This is a genomic window from Micromonospora siamensis (assembly GCF_900090305.1).
In the GTDB taxonomy this organism is placed as follows: domain Bacteria; phylum Actinomycetota; class Actinomycetes; order Mycobacteriales; family Micromonosporaceae; genus Micromonospora; species Micromonospora siamensis.
Genome location: NZ_LT607751.1, coordinates 1,498,025 through 1,521,662, shown reverse-complemented (window position 1 = coordinate 1,521,662; position 23,638 = coordinate 1,498,025). Strand labels below are relative to the sequence as shown.

Below are 23,638 nucleotides of genomic sequence, written 5' to 3'. Positions count from 1 at the left end.
CCGGCCCGCCGGGCGGACGGCGCGGGCCGGGCGGACGGCGCGCCGGGTGGACGGCGCGGGCCGGGCGGGCACGGGTCAGACGCGCTTGCCGAGGGCGTGGTCGACGGCCTGGGCGAGGGTGGCGACGACCAGGGCCACCGAGGGGCGCACGACGCTGTCGTCGAGGCTGACGTCACCGGAGAAGCCGGCCCCGCCGGCGATCTCCTCCAGGCGGCGGCGGACGCCGGCCGCCTCGTCGCCGGCCAGGTGCAGCGCCGGCTCCATCCGCAGCACGGCGACCAGGGTGGCCAGCGCGGCGGTCCGCTCGTCGGGGAGCTGCCCGCCGGTCAGCGCCTCGGCCAGCCGGCGGCGGATGTCCGCCTCCACCGACGGGTCGGTCGAGGGATAGCGGTGCACGTGGATGAAGCCCAACTCGGTCTCGTCGACGTCCCGGACGACGCCCCGGTCCACCAGGTCGCCCAGGATCCGGTCGCGCAGGCCGTGCCGGAGCCGCTGCACCCAGGAGGAGGGGGTGTGCGGGGTGTCTGCGGCGATCTTGGCGAGCACCTCGTCGGTGACCGGCTCACCGATCGGTGTCGGGTCGGTCACCGCCAGGTTGCTGTCGGCGTAGGCGATCCGGTTGGCCAGGGCCAGCTCGACCAGCACGGCCGCGGCCATGCCCAGGTCGAGGCTGATCCGGGGCATGGTCGCCTTGCCGGATTCGTCGTCATAGGCGAGGAGGAGCAGCTCTTCGGCGAGCGCGACACCAGTCATGGCCCGAGACGGTAGCGCCTACGCGCACGCCCCGGGCCACAACGCGCCGCCCCCGGGTGGGGTCAGAAGCGGGGCATGCCGCCGAACTGACGGTCACCGGCGTCGCCCAGGCCGGGGACGATGAACATCTTGTCGTTCAGGCCCTCGTCGATCGACGCGGTGACCAGGCGCAACGGCAGGCCGGAACGCTCCAGCCGCTCGATGCCGATCGGGGCGGCGAGCACGCAGAGCACGGTGATGTCGGTGCAGCCGCGGTCGGCGAGCAGCCGGCAGCAGTGCTCCAGCGAGCCGCCGGTGGCCAGCATCGGGTCGAGCACCAGCACCGGCAGTCCGGCCAGGTCCCGGGGCAGCGACTCCATGTACGCGCGCGGCTCGTACGTCTCCTCGTCGCGGGCCAGTCCGACGAAGCCCATCGACGACTCGGGCAGCAGCCCGAGCGCGGCGTCGGCCATGCCGAGCCCGGCCCGCAGCACCGGCACCAGCAGCGGCGGGTTCGCCAGCCGGGTGCCCTCGGTGCCGGTGACCGGGGTCTGCACCGGGTACTTCTCGACGGGGAAGGAGCGCGCGGCCTCGTACACCAGCATGGTGGTGAGTTCGCGCAGCGCCGCCCGGAACGACGGCGAGTCGGTCCGGGCGTCCCGCATGGCGGTCAGCCGCGCCTGGGCGAGCGGGTGGTCAATGACGTGTACGTCCACGATCGCTCAACCTACCGGTCCGGGCCGCGCCGCACGGCGGGTGCCGGCTGACCAGCGACGCCGCTCACGTGTGGCGCTCGCGACCGGGCGGCCGTGACCAAGATCACTCGACTCGCGGGTGCGTAGTATTCGGGGCATGACGGCGACAGCGACGTCGGCCCGGTCGGACCTCTCCGAGCTGGGACGATCCGAGACCGCTCTGCGGACCTTCCTGCACGGCCTGCCGGGCGTGGACCAGGTCGGCGCGGAGCAGCGGGCGGCACAGCTCGGCACCCGCTCCATCAAGACCACGGCGAAGGCGCAGGCGATCGACCTCGCCATCCGGATGGTCGACCTGACCACCCTGGAAGGGGCGGACACCCCCGGCAAGGTGCGGGCGCTGGCCGCCAAGGCGCTGCGCCCCGACCCGGCCGACCCGTCCTGCCCGCACGTCGGCGCGGTCTGCGTCTACCCGGCGATGGTCCCGTACGTGGCCGAGGTGCTCCGGGGGTCGGGAGTGCACCTGGCCAGCGTGGCGACCGCCTTCCCCTCGGGGCAGGCGCCGCTGGAGATCAAGCTGACGGACGTCCGGGCGGCCGTCGAGGCCGGCGCCGACGAGATCGACATGGTGATCAACCGGGGCGCGTTCCTGGCCGGGCGCTACTCCGAGGTCTACGACGAGATCGTCGCCACCAAGGAGGCGTGCGGGGACGCGCACCTCAAGGTGATCCTGGAGACCGGCGAGCTGGCCACCTACGACAACGTGCGCCGGGCCTCCTGGCTGGCCATGCTGGCCGGCGGCGACTTCATCAAGACCTCCACCGGCAAGGTGCCGGTCGCGGCCACCCTGCCGGTGACCCTGGTGATGCTGGAGGCGGTCCGCGACTTCCGCGCCGCCACCGGACGGCAGGTCGGCGTGAAGCCGGCCGGCGGGATCAAGACCACCAAGGACGCCATCAAGTACCTGGTCATGGTCAACGAGACCGTCGGCGCGGACTGGCTGGACCCGGACTGGTTCCGGTTCGGCGCGTCCAGCCTGCTGAACGACCTGCTCATGCAGCGCACCAAGCTGACGACCGGCGTCTACGCCGGTCCCGACTACTTCACCCTGGACTGAGCGTGATCTTCGAATACGCCCCCGCCCCCGAGTCCCGCTCGGTGGTGGACCTCAAGCCCTCGTACGGGCTCTTCGTCGACGGTGAGTTCGTCGACCCGGCCGACGGCGGCAGCTTCAAGTCGATCAACCCCGCCTCCGAGGAGGTGCTCGCCGAGGTCGCCGAGGCCGGCGCCGGGGACGTCGACCGCGCGGTGCGCGCCGCCCGTCGGGCGTACGAGCAGGTCTGGGGTCCGATGCCGGGCCGGGACCGGGCCAAGTACCTGTTCCGGATCGCCCGGATCATCCAGGAGCGCTCCCGCGAGCTGGCCGTGCTGGAGTCCCTGGACAACGGCAAGCCGATCAAGGAGTCCCGCGACGTCGACCTGCCCCTGGTCGCCGCGCACTTCTTCTACTACGCCGGCTGGGCCGACAAGCTGGAGCACGCCGGTTTCGGGCCCGACCCGAAGGCGCTCGGCGTGGCCGCGCAGGTCATCCCGTGGAACTTCCCGCTGCTGATGCTGGCCTGGAAGATCGCCCCGGCGCTCGCCGCCGGCAACACGGTGGTGCTGAAGCCGGCCGAGACCACCCCGCTGACCGCGCTGCTCTTCGCCGAGATCTGCCAGCAGGCCGACCTGCCGGCCGGCGTGGTCAACATCGTCACCGGCGCCGGTGACACCGGCCGGGCGCTGGTCGAGCACGCGGGCGTGGACAAGGTCGCCTTCACCGGCTCCACCGAGGTCGGCCGGGCCATCGCCCGCTCGGTCGCCGGCACCCGCAAGAAGCTCACCCTGGAGCTGGGCGGCAAGGCCGCCAACATCGTCTTCGACGACGCCCCGGTCGACCAGGCCGTCGAGGGCATCGTCAACGGCATCTTCTTCAACCAGGGCCACGTCTGCTGCGCCGGCTCCCGGCTGCTGATCCAGGAGAACGTCGCCGAGCAGGTGCTGGAGTCGCTGAAGCGCCGGATGGCGCAGCTGCGGGTCGGCGACCCGCTGGACAAGAACACCGACATCGGCGCGATCAACTCGGCCGCCCAGCTGGCCCGGATCAGGGAGCTCTCCGACGCCGGCTCCGCCGAGGGCGCCGAGCGCTGGTCGCCCGCGTGCGAGCTGCCCGAGCGGGGCTTCTGGTTCGCGCCGACCATCTTCACCGGGGTCACCCAGGCGCACCGGATCGCCCGCGAGGAGATCTTCGGGCCGGTGCTGTCGGTGCTCACGTTCCGCACGCCCGCCGAGGCCGTCGAAAAGGCCAACAACACGCCGTACGGGCTGTCGGCCGGGATCTGGACCGACAAGGGTTCCCGGATCCTGTGGATGGCCGACCGGCTGCGCGCCGGCGTGGTCTGGGCCAACACGTTCAACAAGTTCGACCCCACCTCGCCGTTCGGCGGCTACAAGGAGTCGGGCTACGGTCGCGAGGGCGGCCGGCACGGGCTGGAGGGCTACCTCAATGTCTGAGCGGGTCGCGGTACGCAAGACGTACAAGCTCTTCATCGGGGGCAAGTTCCCCCGCAGCGAGTCGGGACGGTCGTATCTCGTGCAGGACTCCAACGTGTCGCTGGCATCGCGCAAGGACGCGCGGGACGCCGTCGTGGCCGCCCGGGCCGCCGTCAAGGGGTGGGCCGGGGCGACCGCGTACAACCGGGGTCAGATCCTCTACCGGGTCGCCGAGATGCTGGAGGGCCGGCGGGAGCAGTTCGTCGCCCTCGGCGTACCGGCCGACGAGGTGGACGCGGCGATCGACCGCTGGGTCTGGTACGCCGGCTGGGCCGACAAGCTCACCCAGGTGTACGGCGGCGCGAACCCGGTCGCCGGCCCGTACTTCAACCTCTCGGCGCCCGAGCCGACCGGCGTGGTGGCCGTGGTGGCGCCCGAGCAGCCGGCCCTGCTCGGCCTGGTCAGCGTGATCGCCCCGGCGATCGTCACCGGCAACACCGTGGTGGTGGCCGCCTCCCCGGCGGCTCCGCTGGCGGCGGTGACCCTGGCCGAGGTACTGGCCACCTCCGACCTGCCCGGCGGGGTGGTCAACATCCTCACCGGCAGGCTGACCGAGACGGTGCCGACGCTGGCCAGCCACATGGACGTCAACGCGCTCGACCTGACCGGGGTGGCGGACGCCGAGCTGGCCGCCGACCTGGAGGTCAAGGCTGCGGAGAACCTCAAGCGGGTGCTCCGGCCGGCCCCCGCCGACCACGACTGGACCGCGGATCCCGGCATCACCCGGATGACGGTCCTGCTGGAGACCAAGACCGTCTGGCACCCCAAGGGCGTCTAGCCCCTTTCGCGCCAAGAGCTGCGCAACTTCGTGGAAAGAGTGGTCTCCGTCGTCAGGGAGGCCACTCTTTCCGGGTAGTTGGCCCCTGCCCCTGGCACTCGGGGTGGGTCTACTACGGGGGGTAGGATTGGGGCGTGACTCGGCTGGGCGATCTTGAGCGTGCGGTGATGGACGTGTTGTGGGACTCGGTCCCCGCCACGTCGGACGGGGTGACCGTGCGGGAGGTCGCCGACGCCCTGGACGGGCGCGAGCTGGCGTACACCACGGTGATGACCGTGCTGGACCGGCTCGCCGGCAAGGGCATGGTGCAGCGCCAGCGGGAGGGGCGGGCCTGGCGTTACCGGGCCGCCGCCAGCCGGGAGGCGCACATCGCCCAGCTCATGCTCGACGCCCTCGACCTCGGTGGCAGCCGGGACGCGGCGCTGGTCCGCTTCGCCCGGTCGGTGACCGGCACCGAGGCGGAGGTGCTGCGGACGGCGCTCGGCGCGGAGGCCGGGTTGACCGGCCAGCAGCTGACCGACCGGGTCGACGACCCACGGGCCGGCCGGCCGCGCCGCACCGACGAGGCGACGGACCGGTAGGGCGGCAGCCGTGGCGTACGCCGTGCACTTCGCCGCGTCGATGCTGGCCTGCTATCTCACCGCGCAGGTCCTGGCCCGGTCCACCTGGACCTGGCGTGCTCCGCGGGTCGCGATCGTCTGCTGGCAGGCGGTCGGGCTGGCACTCGGCCTGTCCGCGATGGGCGTGCCGATGGCGCTCGGGCTGGCCGCGTACGACCGGCCGACCGGTGGCGCCCTGCTCGCCCTGGCCACCGACCTGACCCACGGCCAACTGCCGGCGGGGCTGGGCACGGCGCACCTGGCCGGCGTCGGGGTCGGCTTCGGCATCGGGGCGGTGCTGATCACCACGACCGTGCGCAGCATCCACGCGAGCGTCCGGGCCCAGCGTCGGCACCGGGACCTGTTGACCCTGGTGGCCCGCCGGGACCCGACGGTGCCCGGCGCGCTGGTGCTCGACCACCCGAGCGCGGCGGCGTACTGCCTGCCGGGGGTGCGCCCCCGCGTGGTGGTGAGCGCCGGGACGCTCAGCCTGCTGGACGGCGAGGAGCTGGCCGCGGTGCTGACCCACGAGCGGGCGCACGCCCAGGAGCGGCACGACCTGGTGCTGCTGCCGTTCACCGCGCTGCGCCGGGCGCTGCCCTGGTTCCGCTGGGTCGGCAGGGCGTACGAGCGGGTCGCCCTGCTGGTCGAGATGCGCGCCGACGACAAGGCCCGGGAGCTGCACGCCGAGGCGCCGCTGGCCGGCGCCCTGCGCCGCTTCGCCGCCTGCGGGGACCGGATCACGCCCGCCGGCGCGCTCGGGGTCGGTGACCGGGACCTGGACGTACGGGTGCAGCGGCTGATGGTGGCCGACCGCCCGCCCCGGCTGCTCGGGGCGGTCGCGCTGGCCGTGTCGGCAACCCTGGCCGCCCTGCCGATCTCACTGTTCCTGAGCTGATTCCGCCGCTGAGCGGGACGGCGCCGCGGCCGGGCCTGATAGGTAGGGACGCTACGTGTAGGATCGCTATCACAAGCGAGCCAACCCCTGGAGAGCGGCCATGGACACCCTGCTCCTCGCGCGCCTGCAGTTCGCCACCACCACCTCGATCCACTTCCTCTTCGTGGTGGTCACCCTGGGCCTGGTCACCCTCCTGGTGGGGATGCAGACCGCCGGGTTCCTCACCGGCGACCCGAAGTGGGAACGGCTCACCCGGTTCTGGGGCCAGCTCTACGTGATCAACTACGTGCTCGGCATCGCCAGCGGCATCGTGATGGAGTTCCAGTTCGGCCTGAACTGGAGCGGACTGTCGCGCTACGTGGGCAACGTCTTCGGGGCCCCGCTCGCCATCGAGACCCTGCTGGCGTTCTTCCTGGAGTCCACGTTCCTCGGAATGTGGATCTTCGGCTGGCACCGGCTGCGTCGCGGCGTGCACCTCGCGCTGCTCTGGGGCGTCGCGATCACCGCGTACGCCTCGGCGTTCTGGATCATGGTGGCGAACTCCTGGCTCCAGAACCCGGTCGGCTACGAGCTGCGCGACGGCGTCGCCCACCTCACCGACTTCGGCGCGCTGCTGACCAACCCCACCCTCGGCATGGCGTTCGGGCACGTGCTCGCCGCGTCGCTGCTCACCGGTGGAATGCTGATGGCCGCGGTGAGCGCCTGGCACCTGATCCGGCGTACCCCCGACTTCGCGCTGTTCCGCAGCTCGCTGCGGATCGGCCTGGTCGTCGCGGCGCTGGCCGTCTCCGCCGTCCAGGGTTTCGGCTTCGCCCAGTTCGGGCCGGTCGGGCAGGTGCAGCCCACCAAGTTCGGCGGCGGGCCGGGGCGGGACGCGCTGGTCGCCGAGTGGACCACGCGGTTCGGGCCCGGCGACTGGACCCCGCCGGTGCTCTCCAACGTCGGCCTGGGCTTCATGATCCTGATCGGTTTCACCCTGGGCGCCGTCTGGCTGCTGCTCCCCCTGCTCTGGCGGGACGCGGTGATCCGGCTGCGCTTCCCGCTCTGGCTGATCCTGTTCGCCCTGCCGCTGCCGTTCGTCGCGGTGATCCTCGGCTGGATCGCCCGGGAGGTCGGCCGCCAGCCCTGGGCGGCGTACGGGCTGCTCCCCACCTCGCGGGCCGTCTCCGACGTGGACGCCGGGCTGATGCTCGCCTCACTGGTCGGGTTCGGGCTGCTGCTCGGCACGCTCGCCGTCACCAACTGGGTGCTGCTCGCCCGGCACGCCGCCCGCGGCGCGCACGACCCGGCGCTGGGCCGCCCGCCGGCGCCGGAGAGCGACGACCACCCCCGCCAACCCGTACTCGCCTGAGGGAGACCCCCGTGGAGCTCGCCTGGTACGCCCTGCTCGGCCTCTTCTTCGCCACCTACCTGGTGCTCGGCGGCTACGACTACGGCGTCGGCCTGCTGCTCGCCCGGGGTGGCTCGCCCGCCGCCCGGCGGGCCACCCTCACCGCGCTCGGCCCGTTCTTCCTCGGCAACGAGGTCTGGCTGGTGACCGCCGTCGGGATCCTCTTCGGCGCGTTCCCGGTGCTGGAGGGCGAGCTGCTCTCCGGGTACTACCCGGCCGTGCTGGGCGCCCTGGCCGGGGTGGTGCTGGTGACCGCCGGGGTGCAGCTGCGCAGCCGCCCCGACGGGGGCCGCGCCCGGAGGCGGTGGGACCGGGTGGTGGTCGCCGGCAGCGCGCTCGCCGCGCTCGGCTGGGGCGCCCTGCTCGCCGGGCTGCTCCAGGGGCTGCCGATGTCGGCGGACGGGCACGCCACCGGGGTCACCCACCTTTTCACCCCGTTCGTCGCCGCCGCCGGGCTGGCCGTGGTGGCGCTGGTGGCGGTGCACGGTGCGACCTTCCTCACGCTGCGGCTGCCCCGGGCGGACGCCGCGGCGACGACCCGGCTGGCCCGGCGGCTGGCGCCGGTGGCGCTCGCCGCGGTCGGCGCGGCCACCGTCGTGGGCCTGCTCTCCGACCGGGTACGCGCCGGCACGCAGCAGCCCCTGGTGGCCGTACTCCTGCTGTCGTTGCTGGTCACGGCCCTGCTGGTGGCCCGGGCAGCGCTCGGCCGGCGGCGGCCCGGCCTGGCCTTCGCCGCCACCTCGGCGGCGCTGGCGCTGCCGGTGGCGCTGGTCGGGGCGGCCCGGTGGCCGTGGGCGCTGGTCTCCGGGACCGACCCGGTGACCGGGCTGACCGTGGCCGACGCGGCGGCCAGCGGGCCCACCCTGTCCCTGCTGGGCTGGCTGACGCTGCCCCTCGTTCCGGCCCTACTAGGCTTTCAGGCGATGTGCTGGTGGATTTTCCGGGGACGGATCGACGGTAGGGCACCGGTGTACTGGTGAACCGCCGCCCGTTCGACCCGCGTCTGCTGCGCCGGGTCCCCGCGGCCGGGCGCGACCTCGCCGTGCTCGCCCTGCTCGGCGGGGTGACGGCGCTGCTGGTCGTGGCGCAGGCGACCGCGCTGGCGGCCCTGCTGGCGACGGCGGTCGACGGGCGACTGGACCGGCCGGCGCTGGCCGGCTTCCTCGTCGCGGTGGCCGCCCGGTCGGCGGTCACCTGGGCGCAGGGCACGGTCGCGGCCCGGGCCGCGGCGACGGTCAAGGCGGCGCTGCGGGTCGAGCTGCTCGCCGCGGTCGGGGCGCACGGGCCGACCTGGGTTGCCGGGCAGCGCGCCGGGCAGCTCGCCACGCTGACCGGGCGCGGGTTGGACGCGCTGGACGCCTACTTCACCGGCTACCTGCCGCAGCTCGTGCTGAGCGTCACCGTGCCGCTGGCGGTGCTGGCCCGGATCGTCTTCGCCGACTGGAGCTCGGCGCTGATCATCGCGCTGACCCTCCCGCTCATCCCGGTCTTCGGCGCCCTGCTGGGCTGGCAGGCCCAGGCCGCCACCGAACGGCAGTGGCGCCGGCTCTCGCTGCTCGGCGGGCACTTCCTCGACATGGTGGCCGGGCTGCCCACCCTGCGCGCCTTCGGCCGGGCCCGGGGTCAGGTGGAGGTGGTCCGCCGAATGGCCGACGGACACCGGCAGGCCACCATGAAGACCCTGCGGATCGCCTTCCTCTCGGCGCTGGTGCTGGAGCTGATCGCCACCCTGTCGGTGGCGCTGGTCGCGGTACCGGTCGGCATCCGGCTGCTCGGCGGCGGCATCACCCTCTCCACCGCGCTGCTGGTGCTGCTGCTCACCCCCGAGGCCTACCTGCCGCTGCGGGCCGCCGGCAGCCGCTTCCACGCCAGCATGGAGGGGCTGACCGCGCTGGACGAGGCGCTCACCGTCACCGCCGGCCCGGTGGCCGCCCCGACCGGTCGGCCGGTCCCGGCACCGGACGGCCGCGGCGAGATCCGCTTCGAGGCGGTGACCGTCGAGTACGACCGGACCACCGCGCTGCGGGACGTCACGCTGACCATCCGCCCCGGCGAGCGGATCGCCGTCATCGGGCCCAGCGGCGCCGGCAAGAGCACCCTGCTCAACCTGCTGCTCGGCTTCGTCACCCCGACCAGCGGCCGGGTCACCGTCGACGGGGTGGACCTGGCGACGGTCGACCCGGACGACTGGCGCCGGCAGGTGGCCTGGGTGCCGCAGCGGGCGCACCTCTTCGCCGCCCCGCTGGCCGACAACATCACCCTCGGCGCGCCGGACACCCCGGCCTCCGCGCTGGCCGGCGCGGTACGCGACGCGGCCCTGGACGAGGTGGTCGCCGCCCTGCCCGACGGGCTGGCCACGGTGCTGGGCGAGCGGGGGCACGGCCTGTCCAGCGGCCAACGGCAGCGGGTGGCGCTGGCCCGCGCCTTCCTGCGGGACGCCCCGCTGGTGCTGCTCGACGAGCCCACCGCGCGGCTGGACACCGCCAGCGAGGCGGTCGTGCTGGACGCCACCCGGCGGCTCGTCGCGGGGCGTACGGCCCTGCTGGTGGCGCACCGGCCGGCCCTGCTCGCCGACGCCGACCGGATCATCCGGGTCGCCGACGGCCGGGTCACCGAACTGTCCCCCGCACCGTCGGGGGTCCAGGCGTGAGCGGGGGTCCAGGCGTGAGCGGCGGTGCGGGCGGGAGCGGGCGGGCGTCCGCCGAGCGGGCGGTGCTCCGGCTGGCCCGGCCCTACCTGGGCCGGCTGGTCGGCGCGGGGCTGCTCGCCGCCGCCACCGAGTTCGCCGGGCTCGCCCTGATGGCCACGGCCACCTGGCTGCTGATGAGCGCCGCCGGCCAGCCTCCGCTGGACCGGCTGACCGTCGCCATCGTCGCGGTCCGGGCGCTGGCGATCGGCCGGGGCGTGTTCCGCTACACCGAACGGCTGGCCGGTCACGACGCGGTGCTCCGCATGATCACCGACGTCCGGGCCCGGGTCTTCGCCACCCTGTCCACCGGGCGCTCCGCCACCACCCAACGCTCCGGGGACGCGCTGAGCCGGCTGGTCTCCGACGTGGAGGCCGTCCAGGACCTGCTGCTGCGGGTGCTCGTGCCGGGCGCCGCCGCCGCGCTGGTCGGGGTGCTCGCGGTCGGCGGGGCGGCACTGATCTCCCTGCCGGCGGCGGGGGTGCTGGCGGTCGGGCTGCTGCTGGCCGGGGTCGCCCTGCCGCTGCTCGCCACCCGGCTGACCCGGCGCAGCGCGGACCAGGTGGCGCCGCTGCGCGGGGCGCTCGCCGTGGACGCGATCGACCTCACCCACGGCGCCGCTGACCTGGCCGCCTTCGGGGCCACCGGGACGGCGCTCGCCGCCGCCCGGGGCCGGGCCGAGCGGCTGGCCCGGCTGGAACGACGGCTGGCCGCCGCCGGCTTCGCGGTGGACGCCGCCGGAGTGCTGCTGGCCGGCCTCACCGCCGGCGCCGTGGTGCTGGTGGCGCTCCGCTCCGGGGTCGGCGGGGTGCTGGTCGGGGTGCTCGCCGTCGGGACGCTGGCCGCCGTGGAGATCGCCCTGGCGCTGGTCGCCGCCGCCCGGCAGCGCACCCTGCTCGGCGCCGGCCTGGCCCGGGTCGCCGACCTGCTCACCACGCCCGAGGCAACCGCACCCACGGCCACCGCACCCGGTGCCGGCGGGCCGGACCTCGGCGCGGAACGCACCGGGGCGGCGGACACCGGCGGTGCCACCGGCCTCCTCCCGCCGGGCCCCGGACCGGGCCCGGGCGATGCGGCTCCGGCCCTGGCCGAAGGACCGCACCACGTCCGGCTGACCGGGGTGACGGTCCGGTACCGGGCCGACGCCGCACCGGCGCTGGACCGGCTCGACCTGGACCTGCCGGCCGGCCGGCGGGTGGCGGTGGTGGGCCCGAGCGGTGCCGGCAAGAGCACCCTGACGGCCGTGGTCACCGGCACGGTCGTCCCCGAGCGGGGGCGGATCACCGTGGACGGCGTCGACCTGGCCGGCTACCCGCCCGAGCAGCTGCCCCGGGCGGTCGGTGGCCTGCTCGCCGAGGCGTACGTCTTCCACGCCACCGTCCGGGAGAACCTGCTGCTCGGGCGCCCCGGCGCGACCGACGACGAGCTGGCCGCCGCCACCCGGGCCGCCGGCCTGCTGGACTGGGTACGCGACCAGCCGCACGGCTGGGACACCGTGGTCGGTGAGGAAGGCGGGCAGCTCTCCGGCGGGCAACGACAGCGGCTCGCCCTGGCCCGCGCGGTGCTGGCCGCCCCCGGGGTGCTGGTGCTGGACGAACCGACCGAAGGGCTCGACCCGGCGGCGGCCGACGCGGTGCTCGCCTCGGTGCTCGCCGCCACCCCGGCCGGGCACTCGGTGCTGCTGATCAGCCATCGGCTCAGCGGCCTGGCCGACTTCGACGAGATCGTCGTGCTGGACGCCGGACGGGCGGTCCAGCGGGGCCGGCACGCCGAGCTGGCCGCCGCGCCGGGCTGGTACCGGGAGCAGTGGTTGCGCCAGGAGGCGGCCGAACGCGGCTACCTGGCACTCGCCCCCTGACGGCGACTCGGGGACGGGACCGGGGATCTCCCGGACCCCAGCGAGGGCGCCGCCGTGGCAGGGTGGGCGCATGCACGGGGACGGGACACCGGTCGAGGCCCACCTGCGGGAACTGGCCGTACGGCTGCACGGGCCGGCCCGGTTGAGGACCGAGCTGCTCACCGAGGCGCGGGACGCGCTGCACGACGCCGCCGAGGCGTACCGGGCCGACGGGTTGTCCGGGCCGGACGCCGAGCGCCGGGCGGTCGCCGAGTTCGGCAGCGCGGACCGGCTGGTGCCGGCGTACCAGGCGGAGCTGGCCGCCGGGGCGCTGCGGCGCTTCGCCGTACGCGGACTGGCGGTCGCCTCGGTGCTGATCGTCGGCGGCGACCTGACCTGGCAGGGTTCGAGCTGGGACCGGGACGGCTCACACCCGCCCGCCGGTTTCCTGTTGCTCTCCACCACGCTGAACGTGGCCTGGGTGGTGGCCGCGCTGCTGGCCGCCGCGAGTCTGCTGGTGCTCACCCGGGCGGCCCGCCGGGGCGAGCCGGGGCTGCCGCCCGCCGCCCGGCTGACCGGCCTCGGGCTGACCGGCGCGCTCGTGGTGGGCGCCCTGGCCGGCAGCGCGCTCTATCTCTGGTCGGTCGGTCTCTGGGACGCCGCGCTCACCTGGCCGCCGATGATCATCGGGCCGCTGGTCGTCGGAGCTGCCCTGGGCAACCTGGGTCGGGCGGCGCACGGCTGGCTGCGTACCGCCCGCTGAGCCCGCTGGGTCCGTGCCCCGGGCCAGGGCGGCCCGATCCGCGTCAGGCCGGGGCGGTGGGTGGCTCGCCGGCGCCGAGGAACCGGCCGACCGTGGCGCTGAACTCCTGCCAGCCGGCCCGCTCGCCGGCCAGTGCCCGACCGCCCGCGTCGGTGAGTTGGTAGGTCCGCCGTTCCCTGCCGTTGACCGTGCTCCACGAACTCGCGACGTACCCGGCGCGCTCCAGCCGGCGCAGCGCCGGGTAGATGGTGCCGGTGGGCAGATCCAGGGCGCCGGCGCTGCGGGCCCGCAGCGCCTCGATGATGGCGTAGCCGTGCAGCGCGCCCTGCTCGAGCACCGCGAGCAGCAGCGCGTCGAGGTGTCCGTGCAGCGCCTGGGCCTTCATGAGTAGACACGCTACTTGTCGGTCGGTGGGAGCGCCACCGGGGTGCGGGTCCGGCCCATCCGGAGCCGACCACTAGGGTATGTGCGCAGAGTCACTCGGCGGCCGGAGGTGTCGGCGAGTGGGCAACCCGACGCACACGGAGGTCAGCGTGGCCCGCCAGTCGCCCCAACGGCCCGACGCCGACGAGCCCGAGCTCGACGAGACCGAGGGGACGGTCGAGCCCGACGTCGCCGACGCGACGTCCGAGGCCGCGCACCGGGACCGCTCCCCACTCTGGGACGAGCTGCGGATCGACCCGGTCGAGATCGCCCTGCCCGCCGGCACCGGCTTCACGCTGCGGGCGTACCGGCCGGCGCGGGAGCTGACCCCGACGGACGTGGCCGAGCGCGACGAGGACGACCCGTTCCTCGCCCGCCGCCAGGCGGCGGAGGCCGAGGACGAGGACGAGGTGGTGATCCTCGACGAGGAGTTCGCCGCCGAGTTCGCGGAGGTCGAGGACGAGAAGCGCGAGTCCGGCCGCACCGACGACGAGGACGAGAACGAGGACGACGAGTCCGACGAGGACGAGGCGGGCGACGAGGAGGTCCCGGCCTTCCTGAGCCACCGGGGCCGCCTGCTGTTGTTCAAGACCCCCGAGTCCCTGGTCAGTTTCATCCGTTCCGGTGCGCCCAACGATCTGTCCCAGCTGGACAGCTGGAATGAATTGTCCGAACGGGTGGAACCCGCCGACATCGCCCCGCTCGACGAGGACACCTACGAGCTGGACCTCGTGGTGGAGAACCTGCGCGGCGGCCACGACACGTGGGATCCCACGCTCCTGATCGAGGCCGGCGAGGTCGCCCGTGACCTGGCGTACGCGATGCGGCTACCGGCCGTGCTCGACATGCTCTCCGCCGGCTCCAGCCTGGACGACCTGGACGAGGCACTGCGGGCCTCTGTCAACGGCGGAATCGGTGGTTTCATGGGCCGCCGACGGTTGAAGAAAATCGGGGCACAAACCGCGAGTCTGGGTTGGCGCACCATTGTCGGCAAGATCTCTGCCGTCGTGGACTGGCGCGACTGACCCGCACCGGGGAGCATCAGTTCCTGGCAGAGAAAGCCTTGTGTCCCGGGAGGAGGACGACGCCGTGGCGCTCGTGCGCGTGTACTGCGGTCTGGCCTCGGCGGATCCGGCCGACCGACCGGCCTCGGCCGGATCGGCGCTGACGTCAGCTGTGGTCGACGACGCAGGCCGTCTGCTTCATGTCTGCGAGATCGGCGACGACGCGGCGGGTTACGCCCGGCTGGTCGCCCTGCTCGTGGAACGGTCGGGCGGGCCGAGCGGTGCGGCGATCGCCGCGGACAGCGACGACCACACGGTCACCGCGCTGCTCAGCGCGGCCGGCCGGCCGCTGGCCATCGCCGACGACGACCTGGTGGACGACTTCGCCGAGCGCTTCGCCGACGACGACTCCCTGGAGGAGATGCAGTCCCCGCCGGCCGAGCGCCGGGCCGTGGGCCTGGCCCGCGCCCTCCAGGCCGGTGCCCTCTCCGCGGTGACCCTCCCGGCGCCGCGCGACCTGGCCGGCTACAAGCAGGTGCTCTCGGCGCACGCCGCACTCTCCAGCGGCCGGCACTCCGCCGCCGTCGCCCTGCGCGAGGTGCTCCGCGAGCTCTACCCGGCCGCGCTGCGGGCCTACCCGGACCCGGCCGACCCGGTGACGCTGGCCGTGCTCGACGCGCTGCCCGAGCCCGGCATGCTCGGCCCCGGGCGGGAGTCCGCCGCCGACGCCGTGGTGGCCCACCTGGCCGCCGACGGGGTCGCCGACGTGGGCGAGATCGGCGACGCGGTGACCGCCCTGCGGGTGGCCGTCTCCGAGACCCCTCGCCGGGCCACCGTGAACCGTTCCCTCACATCCGCCGTCGCCGAGACCGTCCGGCAGGCGGTCGCCTCCGTCCGGGCCTGCGACGCGGGCTGCGAGGCCCTGGTCGGTGCGCTCGACGAGCGGGTCGCCCCGGCCCCGGGCCGACGGGCCGCCGCCCGGCGCGGCGACCCGGTCGGCGACCTGGCCGCGCTGGGCGCCACCGGCAGCGGGCTGCGCGCCCTGCGCGGCGGCGGCGAGCCGCAGCCGGCGCCGTCGGGTGGTCGACGCAGCCGTCCGGAGCCGGTCTCCGGCGCCGGGATGCCGACCGCTCCCCGTCCGCTCGGCCCGCCCCCGGTCGCGCCGGCGCCGGTGTCCCCGCCTCCGGTGGCCCCCGCGCCGGTCACCCCGGTGTCGCCGGCCGCCGGCCCGGGTGCCCCCATCTCCGCCCCGCCGTCGCGCGGCGAGCCCGTCGCCCCGGCCGCGCGCCGGTTGGAGGTTCCGGCCAACCGGCCGGTCTCCGCGCCGCCGCCCCCGCCGCCGGGCATCACCCCGATGGCGCCCGCCCAGCGTGGCAAGGTGCCGCCGGCCGAGGCCGGTGAGCCGTTCCGCCCGACGCTGACCACCGCCGCGATCAACAGCGCTCGCGCCGAGCGGCAGCGGACGGTCATCCCGCCGCGTCCCAAGACCACTCCGGACGAGCCGCCGACCGGCGGGTTCAGCGTCACGGACCTGAGCGTTCCGGTGCCCACCCCGCGTCCCGGCCAGGAGCCCGCGGCCGCGCCGGGCTCGCGGGCCAACTGGCCGCTGGTCAACACCGGTGACGAGCTGGCCGACACGGCTGCCGAGGACCAGGCCGGATACTCCTACCGGGACCGCGGCGAGCGCAAGGTCGACGCGCCCACCGACCCGGGTGCCAGCCGCAACCGGGTGACCCCGCCGTGGCTCGCCGACGACCTGCCGCAGGAGCCGCCGATGCTGCGGCTGGTGGAGCCGCCGCCGCTGGCCGACCGCGCCCTGCGCGAAGGCTCGGGCCCGGCCACCGACCCGCGCCTGGAGACCCCGCCGCTGCGGCTCGTGGACCGTACGCAGCCCGGCCGCGCCGACACCGGCCGGGACGACCTCGGTCGTGGCCTCCCCAGCCGGGCCGACACCGCCCGTGGCGACCTCGGCCGCGGTGACCTGGGCCGCGGTGACGCCGGCCGTGGCGACCTCGGCCGCCGTGAGACCGCCCGTGGCGACCTCGGCCGCGGTGACGCCGGCCGCGGTGACCTGGGCCGCCGTGAGACCGCCCGTGGCGACCTCGGCCGCGGTGACGCCGGCCGCGGTGACCTGGGCCGCGGCGACGCCGGACTGGGGACACCGCCGGTCACCACCCGCGGGCCGCTGGAGCACCGACCGGCGCCGACCGAGTTCCGGCCCCCGCCGGTCGCCGACGACGGCGACGGCGACCTGCTGATCTTCGCCGCGGCCAAGTCCGCCTGGTTCGTCGGGCACACCGACGAGACCGACCTGGACTGGTCGACCACCGCCGACACCGGATGGCAGGCCGCCGAGAAGGCCGCCCAACCCGAGATCAGCGCCTCCACCGACGCCGGGCTGCCCAAGCGGGTGCCGCAGGCCAACCTGGTGCCGGGTTCCCCGCTGCGCGACGAGCGTCCGCTGCGGATCGTCCGGGACGCGGCGAGCCTCGCCGAGAACACCACCGGCTACTTCCGCGGCTGGCGGCGGGGACAGGAGATCGGGGGGTTCGCCGTCGGCGGCCGCCCGGGCCGCGAGGCCGCCGGCGGATGGGACTTCAGCCGCGACACCGGCGACCGCGACGACGATCGGGAGTACGAGTACCGCTCCGCCGGTTACCGCTCCTGACCGCCGAGTAACCGCCTCCCACCTGCGTGTTCCTACCCACACCCGGAGAAGTTGACGCCGGGTGAGGACGGCCGGGAGCATACCCGGCGGAACAGCCGGCGGCAGGACGCCGGGGTGGGAAGGCGACTGCGATGGCGACACCGGCAATTCATCCGTCCACGCTGACCCGCCGGGGTCTGCTCACCGCCACGGCCGGCGGCCTGCTGCTGAGCGGCTGCGGGCGGAACGACCAGGGTGCGCCGGGTACGAGCGGCAGCCGGGCCCAGGACAGCCGGGAAATCGTGGTCGGCGCCAGCCTGGAACTGAGCGGCCCCGGCGCGGCGCTCGGCGTGCTCCAGGAGCGGGCCCTGCGGATCACCGCCGACGAGCTCAACGTCGAGGGCGTGCAGGTCGGCAACATGCGCCGCAAGATCCGGGTGGTGCTGCGCGACAACGCCAGCGACCCGCGTACGGCCGCCCGACAGGCGCGCGAGCTGGCGCTGAAGGACAACGTGCACGCCCTGATCGGCGGCACCCTCGCCGAGACGTCGTTGGGCATCATCGCCCAGGCCCAGGAGATCCGGATCCCGTTCATCTCCCTGGCGTACGGCGACGGGATCGTGCTGCCGCTGGCCGAGCGGACGTACGTCTACAAGGTCACCCCGGACTCCCAGGACGTCGCCGCGCGTCTCGTCCAGCTGCTCGTGACCAGGGAGCACCGCCGGGTGGTGCTGGTCGCCGGGCACGGGCTGCACGGCGACGCGGGGGTGGCGGCGATGAAACGGGCGACCGAGGCGGCGGGCGTGGACCTGGCCCGGGTCGTCCGGCTGCCGCGGACCGGGGATAACTTCCGGCCCGTGCTGCGCGAGCTCGCCGACCGGGGGCCGAAGGCCGTCGTGGTGTGGACGCACCCGCCGGACACCGGAGAGGCGGCCCGGGCGCTGCGGATCGTGGGCTACCGTGGACCGCTCTACTTCGACCCGGCAGCGGTCAACGAGGACACCCTCCAGGAGCGCAACCTCAGCTCCGTCGAGGGGGCCTACGCCATCCACCCGATCTCGCTCGGCGGGTCCACCCTCACCAACACCACCAACGCCGCGCTGGCCCGGCGGGACTTCGTGTTCCGCTACATCCAGCTGTACGGAGGCTTCAGCGGCTTCGCCCCGTACGCCTCCGACGCCCTCACCCTGGTCACCGACGCGGCCCGGGCGTCGGGCACGGTGGACCACGGACGGATCCGGGCGTTCCTGCGTACCCAGGTGTCCGAGGGCATGGCCGGCGCGTACACCTTCTCCCCCAGCCGTCACAGCGGCCTGGAGCGGGGTTCGCTGGGTGTCTACCAGGTCAGCCATGGGGAGTGGACCCGGGTCTCCTGAGTCCCCCTCCGGTGTGGACGGCCGCTCCCGCCACACCGGACGCCGGATGCACCACGCGCCCGGCACCGGTCGGAACCGGTGCCGGGCGCGTACGTCGTCAGCTCAGGCGGGCGCGACGGCGCGGGAACGCCGCATGGTCAGCACGTACTCGACAAGCGAGATCAGCACGTGCTTGGTCGACTCCCGGTTACGCGCGTCGCAGGCCACCACCGGGACGTCACTGGAGATGGCGAGCGCCTCCCGGACGTCCTGCGGGTCGTGGTACTGCATCCCGTCGAAGCAGTTGATGGCCACCAGGTACGGCAGCCGCCGGTGCTCGAAGAAGTCGATCGCCGCGAAGCAGTCGGCCAACCGGCGGGTGTCGACCAGCACCACGGCGCCGATGGCGCCACGGACCAGCTCGTCCCACATGAACCAGAACCGCGTCTGACCGGGCGTACCGAACAGGTACAGGATCAGGTCCCGGTCGATCGAGATACGGCCGAAGTCCATCGCCACCGTGGTCGTCGTCTTGCCCGGCACCTGCCGGGTGTCGTCGACGCCCACGCCGGCGGAGGTCATGATGGCCTCGGTGGTCAGCGGTGTGATCTCCGAGACCGAGCCGACCAGCGTCGTCTTACCGACGCCGAAACCACCGGCGATAACGATCTTCGCCGACGTCACTCGCCCGCTCGGGGTCGGCGGGCGGTGCGACATGTCAGAGCCTGCGAAGTCCACTCAGCACCCTCTCCAGCAGTTCAGTGCCCACCGCGTCATCCGAGTCGTCCAGAATGGTCGGCTCGTGGACCGCGACCAGGCCATCCGTCGCCATGTCGGCGATGAGCACCCGGGCCACGCCGAGCGGAAGCTGCATCCGCGCCGCGATCTCGGCTAGCGACTGCACACGTCCGTCACACAGCGCGGCGATGTACTGGTGCTCACGGCCCTGCCCGCCATTGCCACTGGCTGCGGCCCGACCGCGCACCGTCGTCTCGACGAGCGCCTCCAGCGCGATGTCGAGCCGGGGACGGGTACGACCGCGGGTCACGGCGTATGGACGGACCAACGCTCCGGTCGGTTCGTCACGATCGGCCATGTCGCCGCTCACCTCCTTCGTACCCCGTGCCGGTTCGCACCGGTGAAACCCGTCGTTGTGTCGTTGTTGCTCCGCCTGACCGGAGGGTCAGCGCGATGTTCAGCCCATCATCCCGACGGCCGTGCGGGGCTGCGGCGTGAGGGCCTCACCCACCCGGTCGACCAGCAGGGCCATCTCGTACCCGACCTGGCCGACGTCACAGCTGCGCGCGGCCAGTACGGCGAACGAGGAGCCGTCCGAGATGGACATCAGGAACAGGAAGCCGTTGTCCATCTCGACCACGGTCTGCAGCACCGCGCCACCCTCGAAGCAACGGGCGGCCCCCTGGGTCAGGCTGACCAAGCCGGACGCGATGGCCGCCAGCTGGTCGGCCCGGTCCCGCGGCAGGTCCCGCGACGACGCCAGGAGCAGGCCGTCCGCGGAGACGGCGACCGCGTGGGCGACACCGGGTACCCGGTCAGCGAAGTTGGCGAGCAGCCAACCGAGATCCTGAGTGGTTGTCATCGTTGTTGCTCCTTCTGCCCGCTCCCGGCCACCGGGCCTGAGCCAGACTGCGAGGACTGCTGCCCACCCGGAGTCCCCTCCGGGGTGGTCGAATTGCCGTCCGACGGGTGGGTACGGCCACGCTGCACGCCTCGATGGTAGGCCGACAGCAGGCCGCGAACGGCCTCGGGCGTCCGCCGCTGCACCGAGGTGGTCGGCTTCTCCACGGCGCCGGGCACCAGCTGCGCCATCGGCTTCCGCTTCGGCAGACCCTTCTGCGTGGTCTCGGCGACCGGAACCTCACTGGCCGCCGAGGCCGCCTTCCACCCGTCGTCGGCGGCGGTCTGCCAGCCACCGGGCGGCGGCGTCGCCGTACGGCGGTTCGGCAGGCTCTCGGCGAGGCCGGGTCGGGCGCCGCCGTTGACCGGGCCGCTCGCCCGCGGGGTTCCGCCGGCGATCGGCGTGTTTGCCATCGGTGGGTTACCTGTCGTCGTACCGGGGGCGGTGTTCTGGGCGACGCGGCCGGTGGCGTCGACCGCGGCGAACTGCTGGGTCGGGGCGCCGTTGCCACCGGCGGCCGGTGCGGCCTGAGCCGCCTCATCCGGGCCCGGTCGACGGGTCCGGAACCAGGCCGACTCGAGCTCCCGGAATATCGGCAGCTCCATCGTCTCGTCCGCGTACCGCTGGCGGTTGGGGCCCTGCTGCGGCGGGGCCGGTCGGGCGGCGGCCGGGGCGGGCGACGCGGCCACCGGCGGGCGGCCGGCGGCCGGCGACGGGGCCGGGGTCTCCGGGCGGGAGACCCGTGGCAGCTCCGAGGTCATGTCGAGCGACGCCGAGAGCCGTTCGGGCACCGGCGGCGCGGCGGTCTCGCGCTCCGGGGTGGCGACCGGCGGCCAGACCGGCGGGGCGGGCGTGGCCGGGGTGCCGGTGACCGGACGGGACGGCATCGCACCGACCTGCGGCGCATCGGCGGCCGGCGCGGCCGACACCGGCCGGGTGGGCAGCGGCTGGCTCTGCTCCGGCGCCGCGGAGACCGGGCGACTCGGCGACGGCAGGCCGGAGGTCGGCACGCCGGACACCGGACGGCTCGGCAACGGCTGACCCGAGGTCGGCACGCCGGAGACCGGCGGGGACGACACCGGGGGCAGCGGCGGCGCGGAGACCGGCGGCGGAGTGTACGGGCGCGCCTCCGGGCTGCTCGGCAGCTGCCGCGGGATGGTCGGCTGCTGCCCCGTGACGGCCGGATCGCCGTCGGAGCGGCGATGCGGCAGCGGGTCGATCGGCTGGCCGTTGGTCGAGCGCGGCCGGAACGCGTCGCTGCCGTTGGTGCTGCTGGCCCCGGTCAGGTCCGACCAGGCTGGCAGCGGCCCGGCCGCGGCCGGCGTGCCGTTGCGCGGGGCGGGCTCGAACGGCCGGCCGCCGAGCGTGAGCTGGTTGCCCGAGGGCGAGGTGCCGGGGTTGGCCGGCAGGTTGCCCAGGGCCGGCAGCGCGCCGAAGGTCGGGGCCGGACCGGACTGCTGCGGGGCGGCGGGGTTGCCCGCCGGGAGCGCACCGGGCTGGCCCCGGCCGGCGAGGGCGCGGGGCACCAGCACCGAGCCGGGGAGGCCGACCTCGGCCACCGTGCCGCGGTCCACGCCCGGCCGCAGCTCCACCTTGACGCCGTGCCGGGAGGCCAGCCGGGCGACCACGACCAGACCCATCATCCGGGAGACCGCCACGTCCACCTGGGGCGGAGTGGCCAGCCGATCGTTGAGGTCGTGGAGCTGCTCGGCGCTGATGCCGATGCCCCGGTCCTCGACGTAGAGGGTGGCGCGGTCACCGATCCGCCGGGCCTCCACCATGACCTGCGAGTCCGGCGGGGAGAAGGCGGTGGCGTTGTCGAACAGCTCGGCGACCAGGTGCACGAGGTCGTTGACCGCGTGGGCGGCCACCTCGATGTCCCGGTCGATCGAGCCGAACTCGATCCGGGTGTAGTGCTCGACCTCGGACTGCGCGGCCCGCAGCACGTCGATCAGGGCGGCCGGTTCGCGCTGCACGCGGGTGGAGTCGGCGCCGGCGAGCACGAGCAGGTTCTCGTCGTTGCGGCGCATCCGGGTGGCCAGGTGGTCGAGCTGGAAGAGCTCGGCCAGCCGGTCCGGGTCCTCCTCGCCGCGCTCCAGCCGGTCGAGGTGGCCGATCAACCGGTCGACGAGGATCTGCGACCGGCGCGCCAGGTTGACGAACATCGTGGCGACCGACGACCGCAGGGCGGCCTGCTCGGCAGCGGTCCGGACGGCCTCCAGGTGGACGGCGTTGAACGCCTCGGTCACCTGGCCGAACTCGTCCTTGCTGCGGACCGGCAGCGGCTCGGCGATCTGGTTCGCCAGCTGGGCCGGCGAGTGCTGGCTGGCCAGCTGCGGGTCGCGCAGCCGGGCCACCGCCTGTGGCAGCCCGAACTGGGCGATGGAGAGCGCGCCCTGGCGCAGGTCGCGCAGCGACCTGGCCATCGAGCGGGCGACCAGGTAGGCGAAGAGGATCGCCAGCAGCAGCATGCTGAGCAGCAGGCCGGTCTCCAGGAAGACCTGGCGCTGCACGTCCGAGCGGAGGGCGTCGGCGTCCCGGACCACGTCACTGTCGAGCTTCGCCTCGACGGTGCGGTACAGCCGGGAGTTGGCCACCATGGCGGCGTCCCACTGGTCCGGCCCGAAGGGTGCGCCCACCATGCTCTCGGTGGTGTTGGCATCGACCCAGCCGCTGTAGTTGTCGGCCTCGCGCTGGTCGGAGCCGGCGACGTTCTGCTGGAAGAAGTCCATTTCCGAGTCGTTGGCGACCGCGCGGAAGCTCTGCAGGGCCTGCTGCTGACCGGTGTCGGTGGCGATGTAGTCCTTGCGCAGCGTGTCGGTGAACGCCTTCTGGATCAGCGCCCGGTGCACCACGACCCGGCGCAGGGAGAGGTATTCCTTCGCCCGGGCGGTCGCCGCGGCGGCGCGCATCCGCTCGCTCAGGTCGTTGTCACCGGCGAGCTGGGTGGCCGAGTCGCGGAGGTCGAGCAGGTCGTTGATCAGACCCTCGTACTTCTGCACCGTCCCGGTCAGCGGAATCCGGCCGTTGTAGACCTGGCTGCGGATGCCGGGGAGGTCCTTGAGGCTCTCGTCGATGTCGCCGAGGAGCGCCTCGAAGCTCGCCGGCAGGTCCTCGATCTCCAGGCGCTGCTGGGAGTACGGCGTCTTGGCCTGGTCGACCCGCTGGTTCACCCGGTTGTACGCCCCGCGGTACTGCTCCTCGGCCTGGGTGCTCTTCTCGGCGCCGAGCAGCAGGACGGCGGCGGTGCGCTCGTCCTGGAGGCTGTTGACCAGATCCCCGGAGTAACCCACGAGGTTGGCCAGGTCACCGGCACGGTTGGCGTTGTTGAGGGTGTCCAGGTGGTCGACCAGACCACTGGTACCCACGACGACCGTGGCGATGGTCGGCACGATCATGATGAGACCGAGCTTGGACCAGATCGGCATGTCGCGAAGCCGACCGGCCGGCCGGCGCAGACGCGACAGGAAGGAGCCCGCCGTCTTCGGCCGTTTGCTCACGTCACCGCCCTCGCGATCACAACTTCCGTGCGTTGCCCCGGGCAACGCCCAGCGACCGACCCGGCGGGTCGGACCCCCGGCATTCCATCACGCCGCCCC

General features: G+C 74.4%; 19 protein-coding genes and 1 pseudogene. 13 read left to right on the top strand and 7 right to left on the bottom strand.

Annotated features, from left to right (window positions below; all coding sequences use genetic code 11):
* Nucleotides 1–75: 75 nt before the first annotated feature.
* Entirely contained in the window at nucleotides 76–753 is a 678-nt protein-coding gene (locus tag GA0074704_RS07140) for a GOLPH3/VPS74 family protein (protein ID WP_088969760.1), read from the bottom strand.
* Nucleotides 754–815: 62 nt separating this feature from the next.
* Entirely contained in the window at nucleotides 816–1,448 is a 633-nt protein-coding gene (gene upp, locus GA0074704_RS07135) for a uracil phosphoribosyltransferase (protein ID WP_088969759.1), read from the bottom strand.
* A gap of 136 nt (nucleotides 1,449–1,584) precedes the next feature.
* Here upp and deoC point away from each other — a divergent pair, with 136 nt between their 5' ends.
* The 10 genes from deoC (at nucleotide 1,585) to GA0074704_RS07085 (ending at nucleotide 12,971) form a co-directional block, all read left to right on the top strand.
* Nucleotides 1,585–2,544 (top strand): deoxyribose-phosphate aldolase, encoded by a 960-nt coding sequence (gene deoC / locus GA0074704_RS07130; protein ID WP_088969758.1) that lies wholly within the window; start codon nucleotides 1,585–1,587, stop codon nucleotides 2,542–2,544.
* A 5-nt stretch (nucleotides 2,545–2,549) separates the two neighbouring features.
* Nucleotides 2,550–3,980, top strand: a complete 1,431-nt coding sequence (locus GA0074704_RS07125; RefSeq protein WP_088973510.1) for an aldehyde dehydrogenase family protein — start codon at nucleotides 2,550–2,552, stop codon at nucleotides 3,978–3,980.
* Nucleotides 3,973–4,797, top strand: coding sequence for an aldehyde dehydrogenase family protein (locus tag GA0074704_RS07120; RefSeq protein WP_088969757.1), 825 nt, complete (start codon nucleotides 3,973–3,975; stop codon nucleotides 4,795–4,797). The genes GA0074704_RS07125 and GA0074704_RS07120 overlap by 8 nt, the downstream gene beginning before the upstream one ends.
* A gap of 134 nt (nucleotides 4,798–4,931) precedes the next feature.
* Nucleotides 4,932–5,378, top strand: coding sequence for a BlaI/MecI/CopY family transcriptional regulator (locus tag GA0074704_RS07115; protein WP_088969756.1), 447 nt, complete (start codon nucleotides 4,932–4,934; stop codon nucleotides 5,376–5,378).
* A 10-nt stretch (nucleotides 5,379–5,388) separates the two neighbouring features.
* Nucleotides 5,389–6,294 carry a M56 family metallopeptidase gene (locus GA0074704_RS07110; protein WP_088969755.1) on the top strand — a complete coding sequence of 302 codons (906 nt, stop codon included), beginning with the start codon at nucleotides 5,389–5,391 and terminating at the stop codon, nucleotides 6,292–6,294.
* 100 nt (nucleotides 6,295–6,394) lie between these two features.
* Complete coding sequence (locus tag GA0074704_RS07105) at nucleotides 6,395–7,645, top strand: cytochrome ubiquinol oxidase subunit I (RefSeq protein ID WP_088969754.1); 1,251 nt, start codon at nucleotides 6,395–6,397, stop codon at nucleotides 7,643–7,645.
* 11 nt (nucleotides 7,646–7,656) lie between these two features.
* A complete protein-coding gene (locus GA0074704_RS07100; protein WP_088969753.1) occupies nucleotides 7,657–8,664 on the top strand; it encodes a cytochrome d ubiquinol oxidase subunit II in 1,008 nt (335 codons plus the stop codon).
* Nucleotides 8,661–10,334, top strand: coding sequence for a thiol reductant ABC exporter subunit CydD (cydD, locus tag GA0074704_RS07095; protein WP_088969752.1), 1,674 nt, complete (start codon nucleotides 8,661–8,663; stop codon nucleotides 10,332–10,334). The genes GA0074704_RS07100 and cydD overlap by 4 nt, the downstream gene beginning before the upstream one ends.
* Nucleotides 10,335–10,348: 14 nt before the next feature.
* Nucleotides 10,349–12,229, top strand: coding sequence for a thiol reductant ABC exporter subunit CydC (gene cydC, locus GA0074704_RS07090; RefSeq protein ID WP_331716648.1), 1,881 nt, complete (start codon nucleotides 10,349–10,351; stop codon nucleotides 12,227–12,229).
* A 70-nt stretch (nucleotides 12,230–12,299) separates the two neighbouring features.
* Entirely contained in the window at nucleotides 12,300–12,971 is a 672-nt protein-coding gene (locus GA0074704_RS07085) for a permease prefix domain 1-containing protein (RefSeq protein WP_088969750.1), read from the top strand.
* 43 nt (nucleotides 12,972–13,014) lie between these two features.
* Here the strand turns inward: GA0074704_RS07085 and GA0074704_RS07080 are convergent, their stop codons facing one another.
* Nucleotides 13,015–13,356 carry a PadR family transcriptional regulator gene (locus GA0074704_RS07080; RefSeq protein ID WP_088969749.1) on the bottom strand — a complete coding sequence of 114 codons (342 nt, stop codon included), beginning with the start codon at nucleotides 13,354–13,356 and terminating at the stop codon, nucleotides 13,015–13,017.
* Between the two features lie 118 nt (nucleotides 13,357–13,474).
* On the opposite strand from GA0074704_RS07080, the gene GA0074704_RS07075 reads away from it, so the two are divergent.
* The 3 genes and pseudogenes from GA0074704_RS07075 to GA0074704_RS07065 all read left to right on the top strand — a co-directional run bounded on the left by GA0074704_RS07075 (nucleotide 13,475) and on the right by GA0074704_RS07065 (nucleotide 18,421).
* Complete coding sequence (locus GA0074704_RS07075; protein ID WP_088969748.1) at nucleotides 13,475–14,419, top strand: DNA primase; 945 nt, start codon at nucleotides 13,475–13,477, stop codon at nucleotides 14,417–14,419.
* A gap of 1,666 nt (nucleotides 14,420–16,085) precedes the next feature.
* Nucleotides 16,086–17,066 (top strand): annotated as a pseudogene (locus GA0074704_RS29860) (hypothetical protein); the annotation flags it as partial.
* Between the two features lie 131 nt (nucleotides 17,067–17,197).
* Entirely contained in the window at nucleotides 17,198–18,421 is a 1,224-nt protein-coding gene (locus tag GA0074704_RS07065; RefSeq protein WP_088969746.1) for an ABC transporter substrate-binding protein, read from the top strand.
* Between the two features lie 102 nt (nucleotides 18,422–18,523).
* On the opposite strand, the gene GA0074704_RS07060 is transcribed toward GA0074704_RS07065, so the two are convergent.
* The 4 genes from GA0074704_RS07060 to GA0074704_RS07045 all read right to left on the bottom strand — a co-directional run bounded on the left by GA0074704_RS07060 (nucleotide 18,524) and on the right by GA0074704_RS07045 (nucleotide 23,539).
* Nucleotides 18,524–19,117: a GTP-binding protein gene (locus tag GA0074704_RS07060; protein WP_088969745.1), complete on the bottom strand. Its 594-nt coding sequence runs from the start codon at nucleotides 19,115–19,117 to the stop codon at nucleotides 18,524–18,526.
* 1 nt (nucleotide 19,118) lies between these two features.
* Complete coding sequence (locus GA0074704_RS07055) at nucleotides 19,119–19,496, bottom strand: DUF742 domain-containing protein (protein ID WP_088973509.1); 378 nt, start codon at nucleotides 19,494–19,496, stop codon at nucleotides 19,119–19,121.
* Nucleotides 19,497–19,595: 99 nt separating this feature from the next.
* Nucleotides 19,596–20,000 carry a roadblock/LC7 domain-containing protein gene (locus GA0074704_RS07050; protein WP_088969744.1) on the bottom strand — a complete coding sequence of 135 codons (405 nt, stop codon included), beginning with the start codon at nucleotides 19,998–20,000 and terminating at the stop codon, nucleotides 19,596–19,598.
* The gene (locus GA0074704_RS07045) at nucleotides 19,997–23,539 is read right to left on the bottom strand and encodes a sensor histidine kinase (protein WP_088969743.1); all 3,543 of its coding nucleotides are present in this window, start codon (nucleotides 23,537–23,539) and stop codon (nucleotides 19,997–19,999) included. Before GA0074704_RS07045 ends, GA0074704_RS07050 begins: the two co-directional genes overlap by 4 nt.
* Nucleotides 23,540–23,638: the final 99 nt, after the last annotated feature.